The organism is Oceaniovalibus sp. ACAM 378 (genome assembly GCF_008085915.1).
Lineage (GTDB): Bacteria > Pseudomonadota > Alphaproteobacteria > Rhodobacterales > Rhodobacteraceae > Oceaniglobus.
In genome coordinates, this window is record NZ_VSJK01000007.1 from 153,901 (window position 1) to 169,675 (window position 15,775).

General features: G+C 61.7%; 12 protein-coding genes and 1 pseudogene. 6 read left to right on the forward strand and 7 right to left on the reverse strand.

Annotated features, from left to right (window positions below):
- The 3 genes from cobU (at position 1) to FQ320_RS11155 (ending at position 2,712) form a co-directional block, all read left to right on the forward strand.
- Positions 1-543 carry a bifunctional adenosylcobinamide kinase/adenosylcobinamide-phosphate guanylyltransferase gene (gene cobU / locus FQ320_RS11145; protein WP_255509466.1) on the forward strand — a complete coding sequence of 181 codons (543 nt, stop codon included), beginning with the start codon at positions 1-3 and terminating at the stop codon, positions 541-543.
- Positions 540-1,115, forward strand: a complete 576-nt coding sequence (locus tag FQ320_RS11150; protein ID WP_148472206.1) for a histidine phosphatase family protein — start codon at positions 540-542, stop codon at positions 1,113-1,115. Before cobU ends, FQ320_RS11150 begins: the two co-directional genes overlap by 4 nt.
- An 85-nt stretch (positions 1,116-1,200) precedes the next feature.
- Complete coding sequence (locus FQ320_RS11155; protein ID WP_148472208.1) at positions 1,201-2,712, forward strand: YifB family Mg chelatase-like AAA ATPase; 1,512 nt, start codon at positions 1,201-1,203, stop codon at positions 2,710-2,712.
- Between the two features lie 4 nt (positions 2,713-2,716).
- Here the strand turns inward: FQ320_RS11155 and FQ320_RS11160 are convergent, their stop codons facing one another.
- The 4 genes from FQ320_RS11160 to rsmI form a co-directional block, all read right to left on the reverse strand.
- Complete coding sequence (locus FQ320_RS11160) at positions 2,717-3,685, reverse strand: ketopantoate reductase family protein (protein WP_148472210.1); 969 nt, start codon at positions 3,683-3,685, stop codon at positions 2,717-2,719.
- The gene (gshB, locus tag FQ320_RS11165; RefSeq protein ID WP_148472212.1) at positions 3,685-4,662 is read right to left on the reverse strand and encodes a glutathione synthase; all 978 of its coding nucleotides are present in this window, start codon (positions 4,660-4,662) and stop codon (positions 3,685-3,687) included. Before gshB ends, FQ320_RS11160 begins: the two co-directional genes overlap by 1 nt.
- 76 nt (positions 4,663-4,738) lie before the next feature.
- Entirely contained in the window at positions 4,739-5,089 is a 351-nt protein-coding gene (locus FQ320_RS11170; protein WP_148472213.1) for a YraN family protein, read from the reverse strand.
- A gap of 59 nt (positions 5,090-5,148) precedes the next feature.
- Positions 5,149-6,006, reverse strand: a complete 858-nt coding sequence (gene rsmI / locus FQ320_RS11175) for a 16S rRNA (cytidine(1402)-2'-O)-methyltransferase (protein ID WP_148472484.1) — start codon at positions 6,004-6,006, stop codon at positions 5,149-5,151.
- A gap of 92 nt (positions 6,007-6,098) precedes the next feature.
- On the opposite strand from rsmI, the gene FQ320_RS11180 reads away from it, so the two are divergent.
- The 3 genes from FQ320_RS11180 to murJ all read left to right on the forward strand — a co-directional run bounded on the left by FQ320_RS11180 (position 6,099) and on the right by murJ (position 11,716).
- Positions 6,099-7,322: a penicillin-binding protein activator gene (locus tag FQ320_RS11180; RefSeq protein ID WP_148472215.1), complete on the forward strand. Its 1,224-nt coding sequence runs from the start codon at positions 6,099-6,101 to the stop codon at positions 7,320-7,322.
- Positions 7,282-10,107, forward strand: coding sequence for a [protein-PII] uridylyltransferase (locus FQ320_RS11185; RefSeq protein ID WP_148472217.1), 2,826 nt, complete (start codon positions 7,282-7,284; stop codon positions 10,105-10,107). The genes FQ320_RS11180 and FQ320_RS11185 overlap by 41 nt, the downstream gene beginning before the upstream one ends.
- 61 nt (positions 10,108-10,168) lie before the next feature.
- Positions 10,169-11,716: a murein biosynthesis integral membrane protein MurJ gene (gene murJ / locus FQ320_RS11190; RefSeq protein WP_148472219.1), complete on the forward strand. Its 1,548-nt coding sequence runs from the start codon at positions 10,169-10,171 to the stop codon at positions 11,714-11,716.
- A 482-nt stretch (positions 11,717-12,198) separates the two neighbouring features.
- On the opposite strand, the pseudogene FQ320_RS11195 reads toward murJ, so the two are convergent.
- From FQ320_RS11195 to FQ320_RS11205, 3 genes and pseudogenes are all read right to left on the reverse strand, one after another.
- Positions 12,199-13,039, reverse strand: a pseudogene (locus tag FQ320_RS11195) (bifunctional 5,10-methylenetetrahydrofolate dehydrogenase/5,10-methenyltetrahydrofolate cyclohydrolase).
- A 44-nt stretch (positions 13,040-13,083) separates the two neighbouring features.
- A complete protein-coding gene (gene folD, locus FQ320_RS11200) occupies positions 13,084-13,986 on the reverse strand; it encodes a bifunctional methylenetetrahydrofolate dehydrogenase/methenyltetrahydrofolate cyclohydrolase FolD (protein ID WP_148472221.1) in 903 nt (300 codons plus the stop codon).
- A 106-nt stretch (positions 13,987-14,092) separates the two neighbouring features.
- Positions 14,093-15,769 (reverse strand): formate--tetrahydrofolate ligase, encoded by a 1,677-nt coding sequence (locus FQ320_RS11205; RefSeq protein ID WP_148472223.1) that lies wholly within the window; start codon positions 15,767-15,769, stop codon positions 14,093-14,095.
- Positions 15,770-15,775 lie beyond the last annotated feature (6 nt).

Consider the following 15,775-nt stretch of genomic DNA (forward strand, 5'->3'; position numbering starts at 1 on the left):
TTGCCAAATCTATCAATTGTCCTAGGCGGCGCATCGTCGGGAAAATCGGATCTGGCCGAAAGGCTGGTTCTGGCGCGGGGCTTGTCACCGGTCTATCTGGCCACCGCACAGCCGTTCGACGACGAGATGTCCGCGAAGATCGCCGCCCACCGAGCGACCCGCAGCGGCCTTTGGCAGACGGTGGATTGCCCATTGGATGCGGCAGGCGCGATACGCGCGCTTGTCCCGGGCCAAATCGCCCTGCTCGACTGTGCGACCATGTGGCTGAGCAATCACCTATTGGCTGACAGCGATCTGGCGCAGGAAGAAGCCGCACTGATGGCGGCGCTGGCCAATGCCCCATGCCCTGTCGTTGTGGTCACCAACGAAGTGGGTCAAGGCGTGGTGCCCGATAACGCGCTGGCGCGGCGGTTTCGCGTGGCGCAGGGTGGGTTGAACCGGCGGCTGGCCGAACGCGCCGGGCTCGTGGTCGCGGTGATGGCCGGGTTGCCGATCGTGCTGAAAGGGCAGATGCCGGATGAAGGGATCGAGGCGATGAATTGAGCGCCATATGGTATTGGGTCCGCCACGGGCCGACCCATCAGAAAGGGTTCACCGGCCACCGCGACGTGCCTGCCGATCTGTCGGACACGGCGGCGTTGGGCCGCCTTTCGGCCTATCTGCCCGAGGGTGCATTGATCGTATCATCCGACCTGATCCGCGCCGTGACCACCGCCGACGCCATTGCCGCTGCGCGCCACCGCCTGCCCAACACCCCCGCCCTGCGGGAGTTCGACTTTGGAACATGGGACGGTCTGACCTTTGACACGATCGCCGCCCGCGATCCTGATTTGTCGCGGGCCTATTGGGAACAACCGGGTGACATTGCGCCACCCGGCGGTGAAAGCTGGAACGCCGCCGCTGCCCGTATCCGCCCTTTCGTCGATGAAATGAACACCGCCCATCCCGGCAGACCGATCATCGCGGTGGCCCATGTCGGCGTGATCCTGACGCAACTTTGCCGCGCCACCGGCAAGACGCCTGCCGAAACCCTGGCCCAGCACATCGACAATCTGTCGGTCACCCGGCTGACCTTTGGCCCCGACGCAGCGGATCCGGTCAATTATATACCCTGACGGCGGGGCATCAGCCCTGCGATCCGTTAATCAACCCTTAACCATCCCACCCTAGCCGTTAACCATTGGGGAAACCGGAGGAATCGTGGTTGCAAGGGCATATACCGTCGCCTTCGAGGGGATCGAAGCGCGCCTGGTCGAGGTGCAATGCGCCGTCGCCAATGGATTGCCCGCCTTCAGCGTTGTCGGCCTGCCGGACAAAGCGGTGAGCGAGGCGCGCGAACGGGTGCGCGCCGCCTTGAACGCCCTGTCCATCGCCCTGCCCAGCAAACGGATCACCATCAACCTGTCACCGGCGGACCTGCCGAAAGAGGGCTCGCATTTCGATCTGCCCATCGCGCTGGCGCTGCTGGCCGCGCTTGAAATCTTGCCGAAGGACAAGGTGGAATCAACGCTTGCGCTTGGCGAACTGTCGCTGGACGGCACTTTGATGCCCGTCGTCGGCACCCTGCCTGCCGCGATGACGGCAGCGGAAGAGGAATTGACCCTGCTTTGCCCCAAGGCGTGCGGCGCCGAGGCCGCGTGGGTGGATGCCGCCACTGTCATTGCCCCGGCCTCTCTGGCCGAGGTGATCCGCCACTATACCGGCACCGCTGTCCTCGACCCTGCCGTCGCCGGACAGGTGACAACCACCGGTTCAATCCGCGATCTGGCCGAGGTAAAGGGTCAGGAGCGCGCCAAACGGGCGTTGGAAATCGCTGCCGCCGGGCGTCATCATCTGCTTTTGATCGGCGCACCGGGTTCGGGAAAGTCCATGCTGGCCAAACGGATGGCCGGGCTGTTGCCGCCGCTTTCGCCGATTGAGGCGCTGGAAACCTCGATGATCCATTCCTTGGCGGGGCTGCTGAACGAAGGCGGCATCTCCCGTGACCGTCCGTTCATGGAGCCCCACCACACCGCGACCATGGCTGCCATCGTGGGGGGCGGCAAAGGTGCAAAACCGGGGCAGATTTCGCTGGCCCACAACGGCGTATTGTTCATGGATGAATTTCCCGAATATGGCCGCGCCGTACTGGAAACCCTGCGCCAACCGATCGAAAGCGGCGATGTGGTGGTGGCCCGCGCGAATGCCCATGTGCGCTATCCGTGCAAATTCCTGCTGATTGCAGCCGCGAACCCCTGCAAGTGCGGCCATATGGCCGATCCGGCGCGCGCCTGCGCCCGCGTTCCCCATTGCGGCGAGGATTATCTGGGCCGGATTTCAGGGCCGCTGATGGATCGTTTTGATCTTCGCGTCGATGTGCCCCCCGTGGCGTTTCGTGATCTGGATTTGCCGGCGGATGGCGAATCGTCGGCCGTGGTCGCTGTCCGGGTCGCCCGTGCGCGCGAGTTGCAGACCCATCGCTATGAGAGGGAAGACGGCGTGCGCGTGAACGCCGATGCCGAAGGCGCGTTGCTGGAGCGTGTGGCGGCACCCGACACCGCCGGACGCGAATTGTTGCTGCGCGCCGCTGACCGGTTCGGTCTATCGGCACGCGGATATCACCGGGTGCTGCGGGTGGCGCGGACCATCGCCGATCTGGAAGATGCCGATTCCGTCGCGCAGCCGCATATTGCCGAGGCGCTCAGCTTTCGCTTGCCGCCAGCGTCAACCTGACGGGTCAGACACCCAGCGCCAATTCCACCTCGGCTATCGGAACGCTGCCGGGCGCCATGCCCTCGCGTACCATCCGCGCAGCCAAGCGGCAGAAATAGGCATTCACCGGAGTCGGGATGCCATTCAACCCTCCCAACAACACGATTTCCCCGTTCAGGTAATCGGTTTCGATTGAACCGGCCCCGCGCGCCAGACTTTGCGACGAGGAACTGCCGACACGTGCCACACCCTTGATCTCGCCAGTTTTCATCAGCTCTCCGCCACCAATCTCGGTGTTGTCGAGGTCACGCCATGCGATTCCGGCGGCGGCCAGAACCGCTTGTCCTTCGGCGCGGATCCGGGTGCCCAACGGTCCCTTGCGTGCCGCGCTGCCCAAGGCCGCCTCCACGACATTACCAAGATTCATCAACAGCTTGCCGTATTTTGAAGCGGCTACATCCACCTGAACAAAGCTCGCGATACCCGCCCCGGTCAGAGTGTTTGCCACGGCCGTGTCAATCGCATCGCTGCCCCCGGACCAGCGCCCCAGATGAAACGCACCAATGTTCGGGGTGCCGAATGCAGCGACTTCGCCGGGCGTCACATGGTCCGCAGGCAACATGACCGTGACCCCATGAACATCCGCCCCATAGCGCAGCGCCAACCGTTCGTTTTCAACGCCGTTTTGCAGACAGAACACCGGCTGATCGCGCCAGCCGGCTGCGCGCAACTGCTCCAGCGCGGCACCGGTGTGCTGAGTCTTGATGGCCAGCATGATCACGTCGTCCTTGCGCAGATCCGCCGCAGCCGGATCGCCAAAACAGGGAAACCGCGCCACCCTTCGGCCCGCGACCGTATGCAGGATCAGCCCCCCGGCCTGCAATGCGGCCAGATGCGGCCCCCGGGCGATACCGGCAACGTCATGCCCGGCCAAAGCCAGCGCACCCGCCACGGTGCCGCCGATGGCCCCGACACCGATCACCACGAACCGCATCAGGACAGCCGTTTTTCGATGGCGTCCCAGATCAGCCGGGTGACATTGGTGCCGTCAAACCGCTCAAGCTCCTGAATGCCCGTGGGCGATGTCAGATTGATCTCGGTCAGATAGTCGCCGATCACGTCGATTCCGACAAATATCTGCCCTTTTTCACGCAGCAACGGGCCAATCGCGGCACAAATCTCAAGGTCACGTTCGGTCATTGCGACCTTTTCCGGCCGTCCGCCCACATGCATGTTCGACCGCGTCTCACCGGCCGCCGGCACACGATTGATTGCGCCCACTGGTTCACCGTCGATCAGGATCACCCGCTTGTCGCCCTTGGTCACGGCGGGCAGGTATTTCTGAACGATCAACGGCTCGCGGTTTATCGCCGAGAACATCTCGTGCAGGCTGGCGATATTGCTGTCATCAGGGCCGAGCCGGAACACCCCGGCCCCGCCGTTCCCATAGAGCGGCTTGAGGATGATATCGCCATGTTCCGCCTTGAACGCCCGCAGCGTGGCCAGATCGCGGGCGATGGTGGTGGGCGGAATCAGATCCGGAAACCGCAGGCACAACAGCTTTTCGGGATAATTGCGCACCCAGAACGGATCGTTGACAACCAAGGTTCCCGGCGAAAGAAAATCCAGAAGGTGGGTCGTGGTGATATAGCCCATGTCAAAGGGCGGATCCTGACGCAGCCAAACGACATCCCAATCCGCCAGATCGACCTCGGCCTCTGCGCCCAGATCAAAGTGGTTTCCCGCCTCGCGCCGGACGGTCAGCGGCCAACCCCGCGCCATCACCCGCCCATTCTGCCAAGACAGCCGGTCGGGCGTGTAGTAAAACAGCGAATGCCCCCGCGCCTGCGCCTCTTCGGCAATGCGAAAGCTGCTGTCGGCGTTGATATCGACAGAGCCGATCGGATCCATCTGCATCGCGATCTTCAAGGCAACAGCGGGCTTCGAGGGGGTAGCGGGGGTCAAGGACATGGCGGGCTCACAGGTTGTTTCGTCCCTTCATGGCGTGAACCGCCCCCCGAGACAATGCAAGCCGCGCAGAGGAGTCCTACATGAACGCGTTTTCCACGATCCGGATCGTACCGCTTCGATCCATCAGCGCGACATCGAACCGCATTCCGGTATTCTGCCCGTCGGGTTCGGCTGCGACATATTCCGTGGCTGTTGCGTGGATTCGTTCAACCTGTCTCCGCCCGACCCGGTGCGCCGCCTGATCCAGACTGCGTGCCGCCTTCACCTCGATAAAGACGAGCCCGTCGGCGCCGCGGGCCACCAGATCGATCTCGCCGCCGCTACCGCGCCAGCGACGCCCGACGATCCTGAAGCCCCGCCGTTCATAATCGGCTGCAACCCGGTCTTCCGCGCACAATCCCGCATGATATGAAACAAGTCCGCCCATCGCGTCTTTCACCTTTCTGCCTCAAACCGCACGCTGCGACCATAATTCCCGCGCGCCTCTCAGGGTCTGTCGTCCAGTGCGAGCGCGGCCTGATAGACATCCCGCCGCGCCAATCCCAGCGAATCGGCGACCTGACGCGCGGCATCCTTGACCGTCATCGTTTCCAGAGCGACGCGCAGCGCCTGTTCGATTGTCGAAGCATCGGCAACGGACCGATCCCGGTCCACCAGCAGAACAATTTCCCCCCTTGGAGGATCCTCCTCGCACGACTGTAAAAGTTCACCCAGTGTCCCGCGCCGCACCTCTTCGAATTTCTTGGTCAGCTCGCGACACAGCGCCGCGCGCCTTTCCTGACCCAACACTAGGCCCATATCCCTAAGAGTTCCTGAAACTCTCTTTGCGGATTCGAAGTAAATCGTTGTTGCCGGGCAATCCGCCAGCTCTTTCAGCACCCGCTTGCGCGCCGTCGATGCCGGCGGCAGAAATCCCGCGAACAGGAACCGGTCACTGGGCATGCCCGCAACCATCAAGGCCGCCACCACCGCCGAAGGGCCCGGCGCACCGATAACGGCCAACCCCGCCGCAATCGCATCCCGCGCCAGTGCAAAGCCCGGATCGGCGACCAGCGGCGTGCCTGCTTCCGAGGCATAGGCGACGGATTTTCCTGCAGCAATCATCGCCAGCAACGACGGACGCACCGCCGCGCCGTTGTGATCGTGATAGGGAACCAGACGCCGCCCGTTCAGGGGAATCCCGTGTATATCCATCAACTTGCGCGCCGTGCGGGTGTCTTCGGCGGCGATCACATCGGCCGAGGCAAGAATATCCAGCGCCCGCAGCGTGATATCCCGGGCCGTGCCGATCGGTGTGGCCAGCAGGTACAGACCGGGCGCCAATGGGCGAGTTTCGGCAATCATCGCCATGGGGCTGCGTCTCCGATTTACACCGTATCAATCTCGGATTAGGGTCGACGGAACAGTTTCCGCACGCCCTGCAAGAGAGTCCGCCGATGTTTGCCTTTTTGTCCGCCCGCCGCAAGGCCCCGATCCCGGCGCCACGCGATGCGCTGACCTCAATGCGCAATCTGCGGCGCAGCGTTCTTTTGGCCGCCTGCGGTTTCGCACTTGCCGCCTGCGAACCGGTTGCACTGGGCAAAGTCGGGGGCGGACCTTCGATCGATGCATCGGCACCGGTGCCCGTCGCACTTTTGGTCCCATCGTCTTCGGCCGACGGCGGAGCGATCATTGCGCGCAGCCTGGAAAACGCGGCGCGTCTTGCAATCGCCGATCTGAAGGGCGTCAAGATCGACCTGCGGGTCTATGACACCGGCGGCCAACCCGCCCGCGCCGCAGAAGTGGCGTCTCAGGCCGTGGCCGATGGTGCCAAGATCATTCTGGGTCCAGTGTTCCAGCAGTCGGCAAATGCCGCCGGGCTGGCCGTGGCCGGACAGGGCATCAATGTCCTCAGCTTTTCCAACAGCACCGCGATCGCCGGGGGAAACCTGTACATCCTCGGACATACATTTGAAAATTCCGCCCAGCGGTTGGTCGGCTATGCCAAACAGCAGGGCAAGTCGCGGATCTATGTCATCCACGGCAACAACGCCGCCGAGATTCAGGGCCGCGATGCGATCACTGGCGCGATCCAGGCCAATGGCGCCACCCTTGCAGGGGTCGGCGGTTTCGATCTGTCACAGCAGGGGGTGAATGCCGCCGTGCCGCGTCTGGCCGCCGAGGCAAAAGCCGCAGGCGCAACCGCCGTCTTCATGACTTCGGGCACTGCCGGTGCCTTGCCATTGCTGGTCGAAGGCTTGCCCGGCGCGGGTCTGTCGCCCGCCACCACACAGTTCGTCGGGCTGCAGCGGCTGGACGTTCCGGCCAACGCCCTGTCCCTGCCCGGATTGCAGGGCAGTTGGTTCGCCCTGCCCGATCCGAACCTGAACGCGCGTTTCAACAGCCGTTATGCCGCGACCTATGGCGGTCAGCCCCATGCGATTGCCGGGCTGGCCTATGACGGTATCGCCGCCATCGGCGCGCTTGTCGCGTCTGGCAAATCGAATGCGCTGACCGGTGCGGCGTTGACCCAAGGGTCTGGCTTTATCGGCGTGAACGGCGTCTTCCGCCTGCGCCCCGATGGCACCAACCAGCGCGGCATGGCCGTGGCACAGATCCGCAACAACCAGGTGGTGGTGATTGACCCTGCGCCAAAAAGCTTCGGCGGTGCCGGCTTCTGAGCCGGCAGCCCCCGACGACACCCACCGCTCGCACGGCGAACTGATCTGCCCAGAAGCAGCGATCTTTGACCGCGCCGCAATCGGCGCGGCCATCGAAGCCGACATCGCAGGCGAGATCGCAGGCGAGATCACTCCGGCGGCGCAACGTGGCATCATCGTCGACCACATCAAAACAGCCATGGACCGGGGGCGGGCCGAAATCGCCACAGCCTTTGCTGCCCGTCCGGATGCCGCCCGCCCCACGGTCCAGGCCTATAGTTATCTGACCGACGGTATCGTTACCGCGATCTTTGACGCGGCCTGCCGCTATCTGCACCCCAATCCCACGGAAAACGAAACCGTGGCGGTGCTGGCGGTCGGCGGCTATGGCCGCGCCGAAATGTGCCCGCATTCCGACGTCGACCTGATGTTTCTCACCGCAAAAAATCTGTCGCCATGGGCGGAAAATGTGATCGAAAGCATGTTGTACATGTTTTGGGATTTGCATCTGAAGGTCGGCCATTCCAGCCGCACGATCAAGGAATGCCTGCACATCGCGACCGAAGATTACACCGTGCGCACCGCACTTCTGGAGAGCCGGTTCCTGACCGGTGACACGGCGCTGGAAGAAAAGCTGGGCAATATGCTGTGGTCGGACCTGTTCGAATCCACCGGCCCGGAATACATCTCTGCCAAGCTGGCAGAGCGCACGGCACGTCACCGAAAACAGGGCGATCAGCGCTATGTCGTCGAACCGAATGTGAAAGAGGGAAAGGGTGGCCTGCGCGATCTGCAAACCCTGTTCTGGATCGCGAAATACGTCAACCGGGTCAAGGATGTATCCGAACTGGTGCCCGCCGGCGTGTTCACTCAGGGCGAATTTGACAGTTTCATCCGGGCCGAGACGTTTCTTCTGGCGGTCCGCTGCCATCTCCACCTGATCGCCGGGCGGGCAATGGACCAGCTGACCTTTGATATGCAGGTCGAGGTGGCCGGGCGCATGGGCTATTCCGACGGGGACGGACGGCGCGGGGTCGAACATTTCATGCAGGACTATTTTCGCCACGCCACCCGGGTGGGCGAATTGACGCGGATCCTGCTGACCGCCCTTGAAGCCGACTATAAGAAAGAGGCGCCCAACCTTGTCGGATTCTTTCGTCGTCAGAAAAAGGCCCGCGCAGGATACCTGATCAAACAAAACCGGATCACTTTTGAGGACCGCGCGGTCTTTCTGTCCAATCCGCTGAACCTGCTGCGCATTTTCGACGAGGCCCTGCGCACCGGGAACATGATGCACCCCGACGCCATGCGCGCCATCGCGTCAAACCTGCACCTGATCGACGACACCGTACGTCGCGACCCCGAGGCCGTGCGCCTGTTCTTCGATCTGTTGCTGAAGTACCCCAATCCCGAACGCGCTCTACGACGGATGAACGAGTTGGGGTTGCTGGCAGCGTTCCTGCCCGAATTCGAACCCATCGTCGCGATGATGCAGTTCAACATGTACCATTCCTATACCGTCGACGAACATACGATCCAGTGTATCAGCGCCCTCGCCCAGATCGAAAACCACGAGCTGGACGACGATCTGCCGATTGCCAGCCAGATCATCAAAGAAGGCGGGGTGAACCGCAAGGTGCTGTTTCTGGCCCTGTTGTTTCACGACATCGGCAAGGGTCGGGACGAAGACCATTCGGTTCTGGGCGCCCGGATTGCGCGCAAGACATGTCCCCGTCTGGGCCTGAAACAGGCTGACACGGATACGGTGGAATGGCTGGTCCGGTATCACCTGCTGATGTCGGATATGGCCCAAAAGCGCGACCTTTCCGATCCGCGCACGATTCGCGATTTCGCCAAGGCGGTGCGCACCAAAAAACGGCTGGATCTGCTGACATTGCTGACCGTCTGCGACATCCGCGGGGTTGGACCCGGGGTCTGGAACAACTGGAAAGCACAATTGTTCCGCACCCTGTATCGCGAAACCGCATTCGCGCTGGAAAACGGGCTGGAGGATCTGAACCGCGAAACCCGCGGCGCCGAGGCCCGGCGCAGGCTGCGCGTGGCACTTGGCGGCTGGAACAAGGCACAGATACGCCATGAAACCCAGCGGCATTATCCGCCCTATTGGCAGGGGCTTGACACCGCGACCCATGCGGTTTTCGCCAAGCTGCTGAAAAACTCCGCTGACGGGGGCATCCGGATCGACCTGAAACCAGACGCGGAACGCGATGCCACCCGCGCCTGTTTTACCATGGCCGACCATCCCGGCATCTTTTCACGTCTGGCGGGGGCGCTGGCGCTGGTCGGCGCCAACGTGGTGGACGCGCGAACCTATACGTCGAAAGACGGCTTTGCGACGGCGGTATTCTGGGTTCAGGACGGCGAAGGCGCGCCCTATGCCGAAGATCGGCTGGACCGGCTGCGCAAGATGATCGGCCGCACCCTGAAAGGCGAGGTCATGACCGGCACCGCGCTTGAGCCGAAGGACAAGCTGAAAAAGCGCGAACGGGACTTTCGCGTGCCGACATCAATCACCTTCGACAACGACGGGTCCGAGATCTATACGATCATCGAGGTCGACACCCGCGACCGCCCCGGTCTGCTGTACGATCTGACACGCACGCTTGCCGCTTCGCATATCTCGATTGCCAGCGCGGTGATTGCCACTTACGGCGAACAGGTGGTCGATACTTTTTACGTCAAGGACATGTTCGGATTGAAAATCTATGCCGAGGCAAAGCAACGGACGCTGGAACGACTTCTGCGCGCTGCGATGGAGCAGGGCAGCGCCCGGGCCCGGGCTTAGGTTTTCGGCCCTTCACAGGAAAATACCCCATGACAACTGACATTTCCCAAGTCGCCGCCTGATGCTGCGCGCATTCTTCACTGTGGGGGCTTCGACCCTGGCAAGCCGGCTCTTGGGCTTTGTGCGCGATATTCTGATCGCCGCTTATCTTGGGGCCGGTCCGGTGGCCGAGGCGTTTCTGGTCGCTTTTTCCCTGCCGAATATGTTCCGCCGGTTCTTTGCCGAGGGCGCGTTCAACATGGCGTTCATCCCGCTGTTTTCCAAGAAGCTGGAAAGCGGCGACGACCCCAAGGGGTTCGCGCAGGATGCCTTTGCCGGAATGATCCTGGTCCTCTCGCTGTTTACGGTGATCGGCATTGTCTTCATGCCCGCGCTGGTGACTGCAATGGCCAGCGGTTTCATTGGCGACAAACGGTTCGATCTGGCCGTCACCTATGGCCGAATTGCATTCTCGTATATTCTGTTCATCTCGCTCGCCGCACTGGTTTCGGGTGTATTGAATGCCAATCGGCGGTTTCTGGCAGCGGCGGCGGCACCCGTCCTGCTGAACGTCGTGTTCATCGCAACGATCATCGGCAGTGCGCTGAGCGGTGCCGACACCCCCGAAGCACTGCGCGCGCAGGTCGGGATGGCGATGGCCTGGGCCGTGCCCGTGGGGGGCATCGCGCAGCTGGCTCTGGTCTGGTTTGCCGCTGCCCGTGCCGGATTTCGGTTGACGATCCGTCGGCCTCGAATGACGCCGGAATTGAAACGTCTGGCGATCATCGCCGCCCCTGCCGCGCTCGCTGGTGGCGTGGTGCAGATCAACCTGCTGGTCGGACGGCAAGTGGCAAGCTTTTACGACGGCGCCATCGCCTGGCTGAACTATGCCGACAGGTTGTATCAATTGCCGCTGGGTGTCGTCGGTATCGCCATCGGAGTCGTGCTGTTGCCCGAACTGTCGCGCCGTCTGGGCGCGGCAGATACAGTGGGCGGTCGATATGCGTTCAACCGCGCGGCGGAAATGGCGCTGACACTGACCGTACCTTCTGCGGTGGCGTTTCTGGTAATGCCGCTGCCACTGGTCAACGTGTTGTTTCAACGGGGTGCGTTTGGCGCGGATGATGCGGCAGCCACGGCGCTGGCGCTGGCGGTTTATGGTCTGGGTCTGCCTGCCTTCGTTTTGCAAAAAGTGTTGCAGCCGCTGTATTTCGCCCGTGAAGACACCCGCTCGCCATTTCGGTTCGCCATGGTCTCGCTGGTGGTCAACGCCGCTTTGGCGGTGGGTCTGATGCCGTTGATCGGGTTCATGGCCGCCGCGATTGGAACGACGGTGGCAGGCTGGGCCATGGTATGGCTGCTGGTCCGCGGTGGCCGCAAGATGGGCGAAGCCGCCAGCTTTGACGACCGGTTCCGCCGCCGGGTCTGGCGCATTGTCGTTGCATCACTGGGCATGGGGCTTTGCCTGTGGCTGGCCACGCTTGCCTTGGGTCCGGTGTTTGGAATAGCTGGATTGAAATACCTCGCACTTGCCGCTTTGGTTGCGGTGGGCATGGGCAGTTATTTTGTAATCGGGTCCGCAATCGGCGCTTTCGCCTTGTCAGACATACGGGGAGCGGTGCGGCGTTAGATTTTTTGAGTATTTGTACAAAGAAGAAACCGGGTTTCATCGCCTGAGTTTCTTTGTGATCTTGATACCCTTCTGCAGCAAACCGAAAAGCGCGCGACTTTATCTCTCTGTTCACCCGGGCGAGCTGAACCTGCCAGATCTACAGATATTACGCTCGAAAAGGCCGCCGCTCGGTATCATCGCTGCTGCGACCTGCATGGCCGAGACGTTGCGGTCGGTAGGGTTGAACAAGTTCACCACGCCCGCATCCCGTGCCCCGTCAGCCATTTGACAGACTGTCGCATAGATGAGCCGACAGACCCTGCGCCAAGGGATTGGCTGCGAAAAATGGATTCTACTGCCAAGCGTGACACTTAATAGAGGATTCTCCGTCGGTCTCTTTTTCGATCAATTCCGGATTGTCTGACGGATGCAATCCCGACCTTGCCACGGCGAAAGGACGATGGCGTGTCCAAGGCCGTGTCGCCCCAGTTACCGAGCGATTATCGCCGCCCTGCCGCAGGCGATCCAGTCACCGCCATCTGCAACCGATGGGCCATCGTGGCATTTCGCATCAGGATCGCAACGGTAACGAGGCCGACACCGCCCGGCACAGGCGTGATCCAGCCCGCCACCTCCCTGACAGCATCGGTATCAACGTCGCCGACGATCCGCGTCATGCCATCGGCATCGGTTATCGGATTGGTCCCGATATCGATCACCACAGCACCCGGTTTAATCATTCCGGCTCCGACCCTATGCGGCTTGCCCATTGCAACCACGAGAACATCGGCGCGGCGCGAATGCTTTGCCAATGATCGGGTCATGGCGTGACAGACTGTCACCGTTGCACACTCGGCCATCAAAAGAAAGGCGGTTGGCTTGCCAACAATCTCGGAATGGCCGATCACGACGACCTCAAGCCCTCTGATGTCCAGCCCGGTTTCGCGGATCAATTCGACCGTCGCGGCCGCCGTACAGGGCACCAGCGCCACATCGGAATAGACAATATTGCCGATCGACGCGGGGTTCATTCCTCCGACATCTTTAAGCGGATGGATCGCCGCCTGCAGGGAATGCACATTAAGATGATCTGGAACGGGCCGCTGCAGGATCGTCGTTCATTTCGGCGATCAGCTGTTGGCATTCCTCCTGGGTAACCTCATCGCTCCAAAGCTGCTGATCAAATCGAATGCCGGCCCTTTGTGCGGCGCGCGCCTGATTGCGCACATAGATCGCGATGTCGGGATTGCCACCGATGCTGACGGACACAAGTCGCCCGATCTTTTGCACGCCACCAGTCGCCGCGACATGTGCAGAAACTTCTGTCAATATCCGGGTCATGATCGCCTGTCCGTCGATCAGGCGATGGTCCCGGACCTCATCTTTCACGCGGTCAGGCCCTCGGGCTCTGCCAGACCATTGGCACGACAACATGCGGTGACGGTATTGGCCAACAGACAGGCGATGGTCATCGGACCCACACCGCCCGGCACCGGAGTGATCGCACCCGCCCGCTTGGCACAACTGGCATAATCGACATCACCGACCAGTCTGGTCTTTCCTTCACCCTTTTCCGGTGCATCCAGACGGTTGATACCCACGTCGATCACGGTCGCGCCTTGCTTGATCCAGTCGCCCTGCACCATCTCGGGGCGGCCCACGGCGGCAACCACGATATCGGCGCGGCGCACGACATCGGGCAGATCCCTGGTGCGGCTATGCGCGATGGTGACGGTACAGGACTCCCCCAGCAACAGTTGCGCCATCGGTTTGCCGACGATGTTGGACCGCCCGATAACCACTGCGTTCATCCCCGAGAGGCTGCCGTGATGGTCGCGCAGCATCATCAGACACCCCAGCGGCGTGCAAGGCACCATGCTTTTCTGACCGGTGCCAAGCAGCCCGACGTTCGAAATGTGGAACCCGTCGACATCCTTGGCCGGATTCACCGAATTGATCACCAGATTTTCGTTCAGGTGTTTGGGCAGCGGCAATTGTACAAGGATACCGTGGATTTCAGGATCGTTGTTCAATTGATCGATCAACGCCAGAAGATCGGCCTCGGACGTATCGGCGTCCAACCTGTGCTCGACGGATTTCATGCCGACCTCGGCGGTCATCTTGCCTTTCGAGCGAACATAGACCTGTGACGCAGGGTCTTCGCCCACCAACACCACGGCAAGGCCCGGCGTGATGCCGTGATCGTCCTTCAGGCGCGTCACATGTTGCGCCACTCGGCCCCGGACCCGCGCCGCAAATTCCTTGCCGTCAATCACAGTGGCTGTCATTCGATCACCCGTTTTTTGCTTTACTGACATAAAAATAGCCCCGCCATAGGCCGACGGGAGGGTGGGCGGGGCGTCGGCGCAGCCGCGCGTCGCCCCGCCCGACAGATCAGAACAACCCCTCGACGTCGCCGTCAGCGTTCAATCTGATGTTTTCGGCCGAAGGCACCCGAGGCAGGCCGGGCATGGTCATGATTTCACCGCAGATGACCACGACGAAACCTGCACCGGCGCTCAGACGCACTTCGCGGACCGGCACCGAGAACCCGGTCGGAGCGCCACGACGCTCGGGGTCGGTGGTAAAGCTGTATTGCGTCTTCGCCATGCAGACCGGCAGATTGCCATAGCCCTGCTCCTCCCACTCCTTCAGCTGGTTGCGGATCTTCTGATCGGCCAGCACCTCGTCGGCGCGATAGATGCGCTTGGCGATGGTTTCGATCTTCTGGAACAATGGCATGTCGTCGGGATAGATCGGCGAGAAGTTGGCGGAATCGCCATCGGCAATTTCGGCCACCCGTTTGGCCAGAGCTTCGGACCCTTCCGAGCCCAGCTCCCAATGGCGCGACAAGATTGCCTCGGACCCCTGTTCCTTGACGTATGCTTTTACTGCATCCACCTCGGCCTCCGTGTCGGTGACGAAATGGTTGATCGCCACGACCACCGGCACGCCGAAGGATTTGATGTTCTCGATATGCCGACCAAGGTTGGCACAGCCCTTCTTGACCGCCGCAACGTTCTCGGGGCCAAGATCGGCCTTTTTCACACCGCCGTTCATCTTCATTGCCCGGACAGTCGCCACCAGAACGACGACCGAAGGCGCCAGCCCGGCCTTGCGGCATTTGATGTTCATGAACTTTTCGGCACCCAGATCGGCGCCGAACCCTGCCTCGGTCACCACATAATCCACCAGTTTCAGCGCGGTGCTCGTCGCGATCACCGAGTTGCAGCCGTGGGCGATGTTGGCAAAGGGACCGCCGTGCACGAAGGCCGGATTGTTCTCCAGCGTTTGCACAAGGTTGGGCTGCATCGCGTCTTTCAACAGCACGGTCATTGCGCCGTCGGCCTTGATATCGCGGGCAAAAACCGGCGTCTTGTCGCGGCGATAGGCCACGATCATGTCACCCAGCCGCTTTTGCAGATCTTCAAGGTTGATGGCCAGACACAGGATCGCCATGACTTCGGACGCAACGGTAATGTCAAATCCGGTTTCACGCGGGAAACCATTGGCCACACCGCCGAGGCTGGCGGTGATCTGGCGCAGCGCACGGTCGTTCATGTCGACCACCCGGCGCCAGACGACGCGGCGGGTGTCGATTTCCAGTTCATTGCCCCAATAGATGTGGTTGTCGACCATCGCCGACAGCAGCGAATGGGCCGAGGTGATCGCGTGGAAGTCACCGGTGAAATGCAGGTTCATCTCTTCCATCGGCACGATCTGGGCATAGCCGCCGCCAGCGGCCCCACCCTTCATGCCAAAGTTCGGCCCCAGCGATGCCTCGCGGATACAAACGGCGGCTTTCTTGCCGATGCGGTTCAGACCATCGCCCAGACCGACGGTGGTGGTGGTCTTGCCTTCGCCTGCCGGGGTCGGGTTGATCGCGGTGACAAGGATCAGCTTGCCGTTCTTGTTCTTTTGAACCGAATTGATGAACCTTTGGCTGATCTTTGCCTTGTCATGGCCATAGGGCAGCAGGTCGTCGGACGAGATCCCCAGCTTTTTGCCAATCTCCTGAATCGGTTTCTTCTTTGCTTCGCGGGCGATTTGGATGTCGGTCTTGAAGGCCATGTGAAC

Excerpts from the sequence above, each read along its gene's own strand:
- FQ320_RS11170 (WP_148472213.1), bottom strand. The coding sequence starts at position 5,089 with ATGGGCGGACTTGTTTCATATCATGCGGGATTGTGCGCGGAAGACCGG.
- FQ320_RS11160 (WP_148472210.1), bottom strand. The coding sequence starts at position 3,685 with ATGCGGTTCGTGGTGATCGGTGTCGGGGCCATCGGCGGCACCGTGGCG.
- rsmI (WP_148472484.1), bottom strand. The coding sequence starts at position 6,006 with ATGATTGCCGAAACTCGCCCATTGGCGCCCGGTCTGTACCTGCTGGCC.
- gshB (WP_148472212.1), bottom strand. The coding sequence starts at position 4,662 with ATGTCCTTGACCCCCGCTACCCCCTCGAAGCCCGCTGTTGCCTTGAAG.
- murJ (WP_148472219.1), top strand. The coding sequence starts at position 10,169 with ATGCTGCGCGCATTCTTCACTGTGGGGGCTTCGACCCTGGCAAGCCGG.
- FQ320_RS11205 (WP_148472223.1), bottom strand. The coding sequence starts at position 15,769 with ATGGCCTTCAAGACCGACATCCAAATCGCCCGCGAAGCAAAGAAGAAA.
- FQ320_RS11180 (WP_148472215.1), top strand. The coding sequence starts at position 6,099 with ATGTTTGCCTTTTTGTCCGCCCGCCGCAAGGCCCCGATCCCGGCGCCA.
- folD (WP_148472221.1), bottom strand. The coding sequence starts at position 13,986 with ATGACAGCCACTGTGATTGACGGCAAGGAATTTGCGGCGCGGGTCCGG.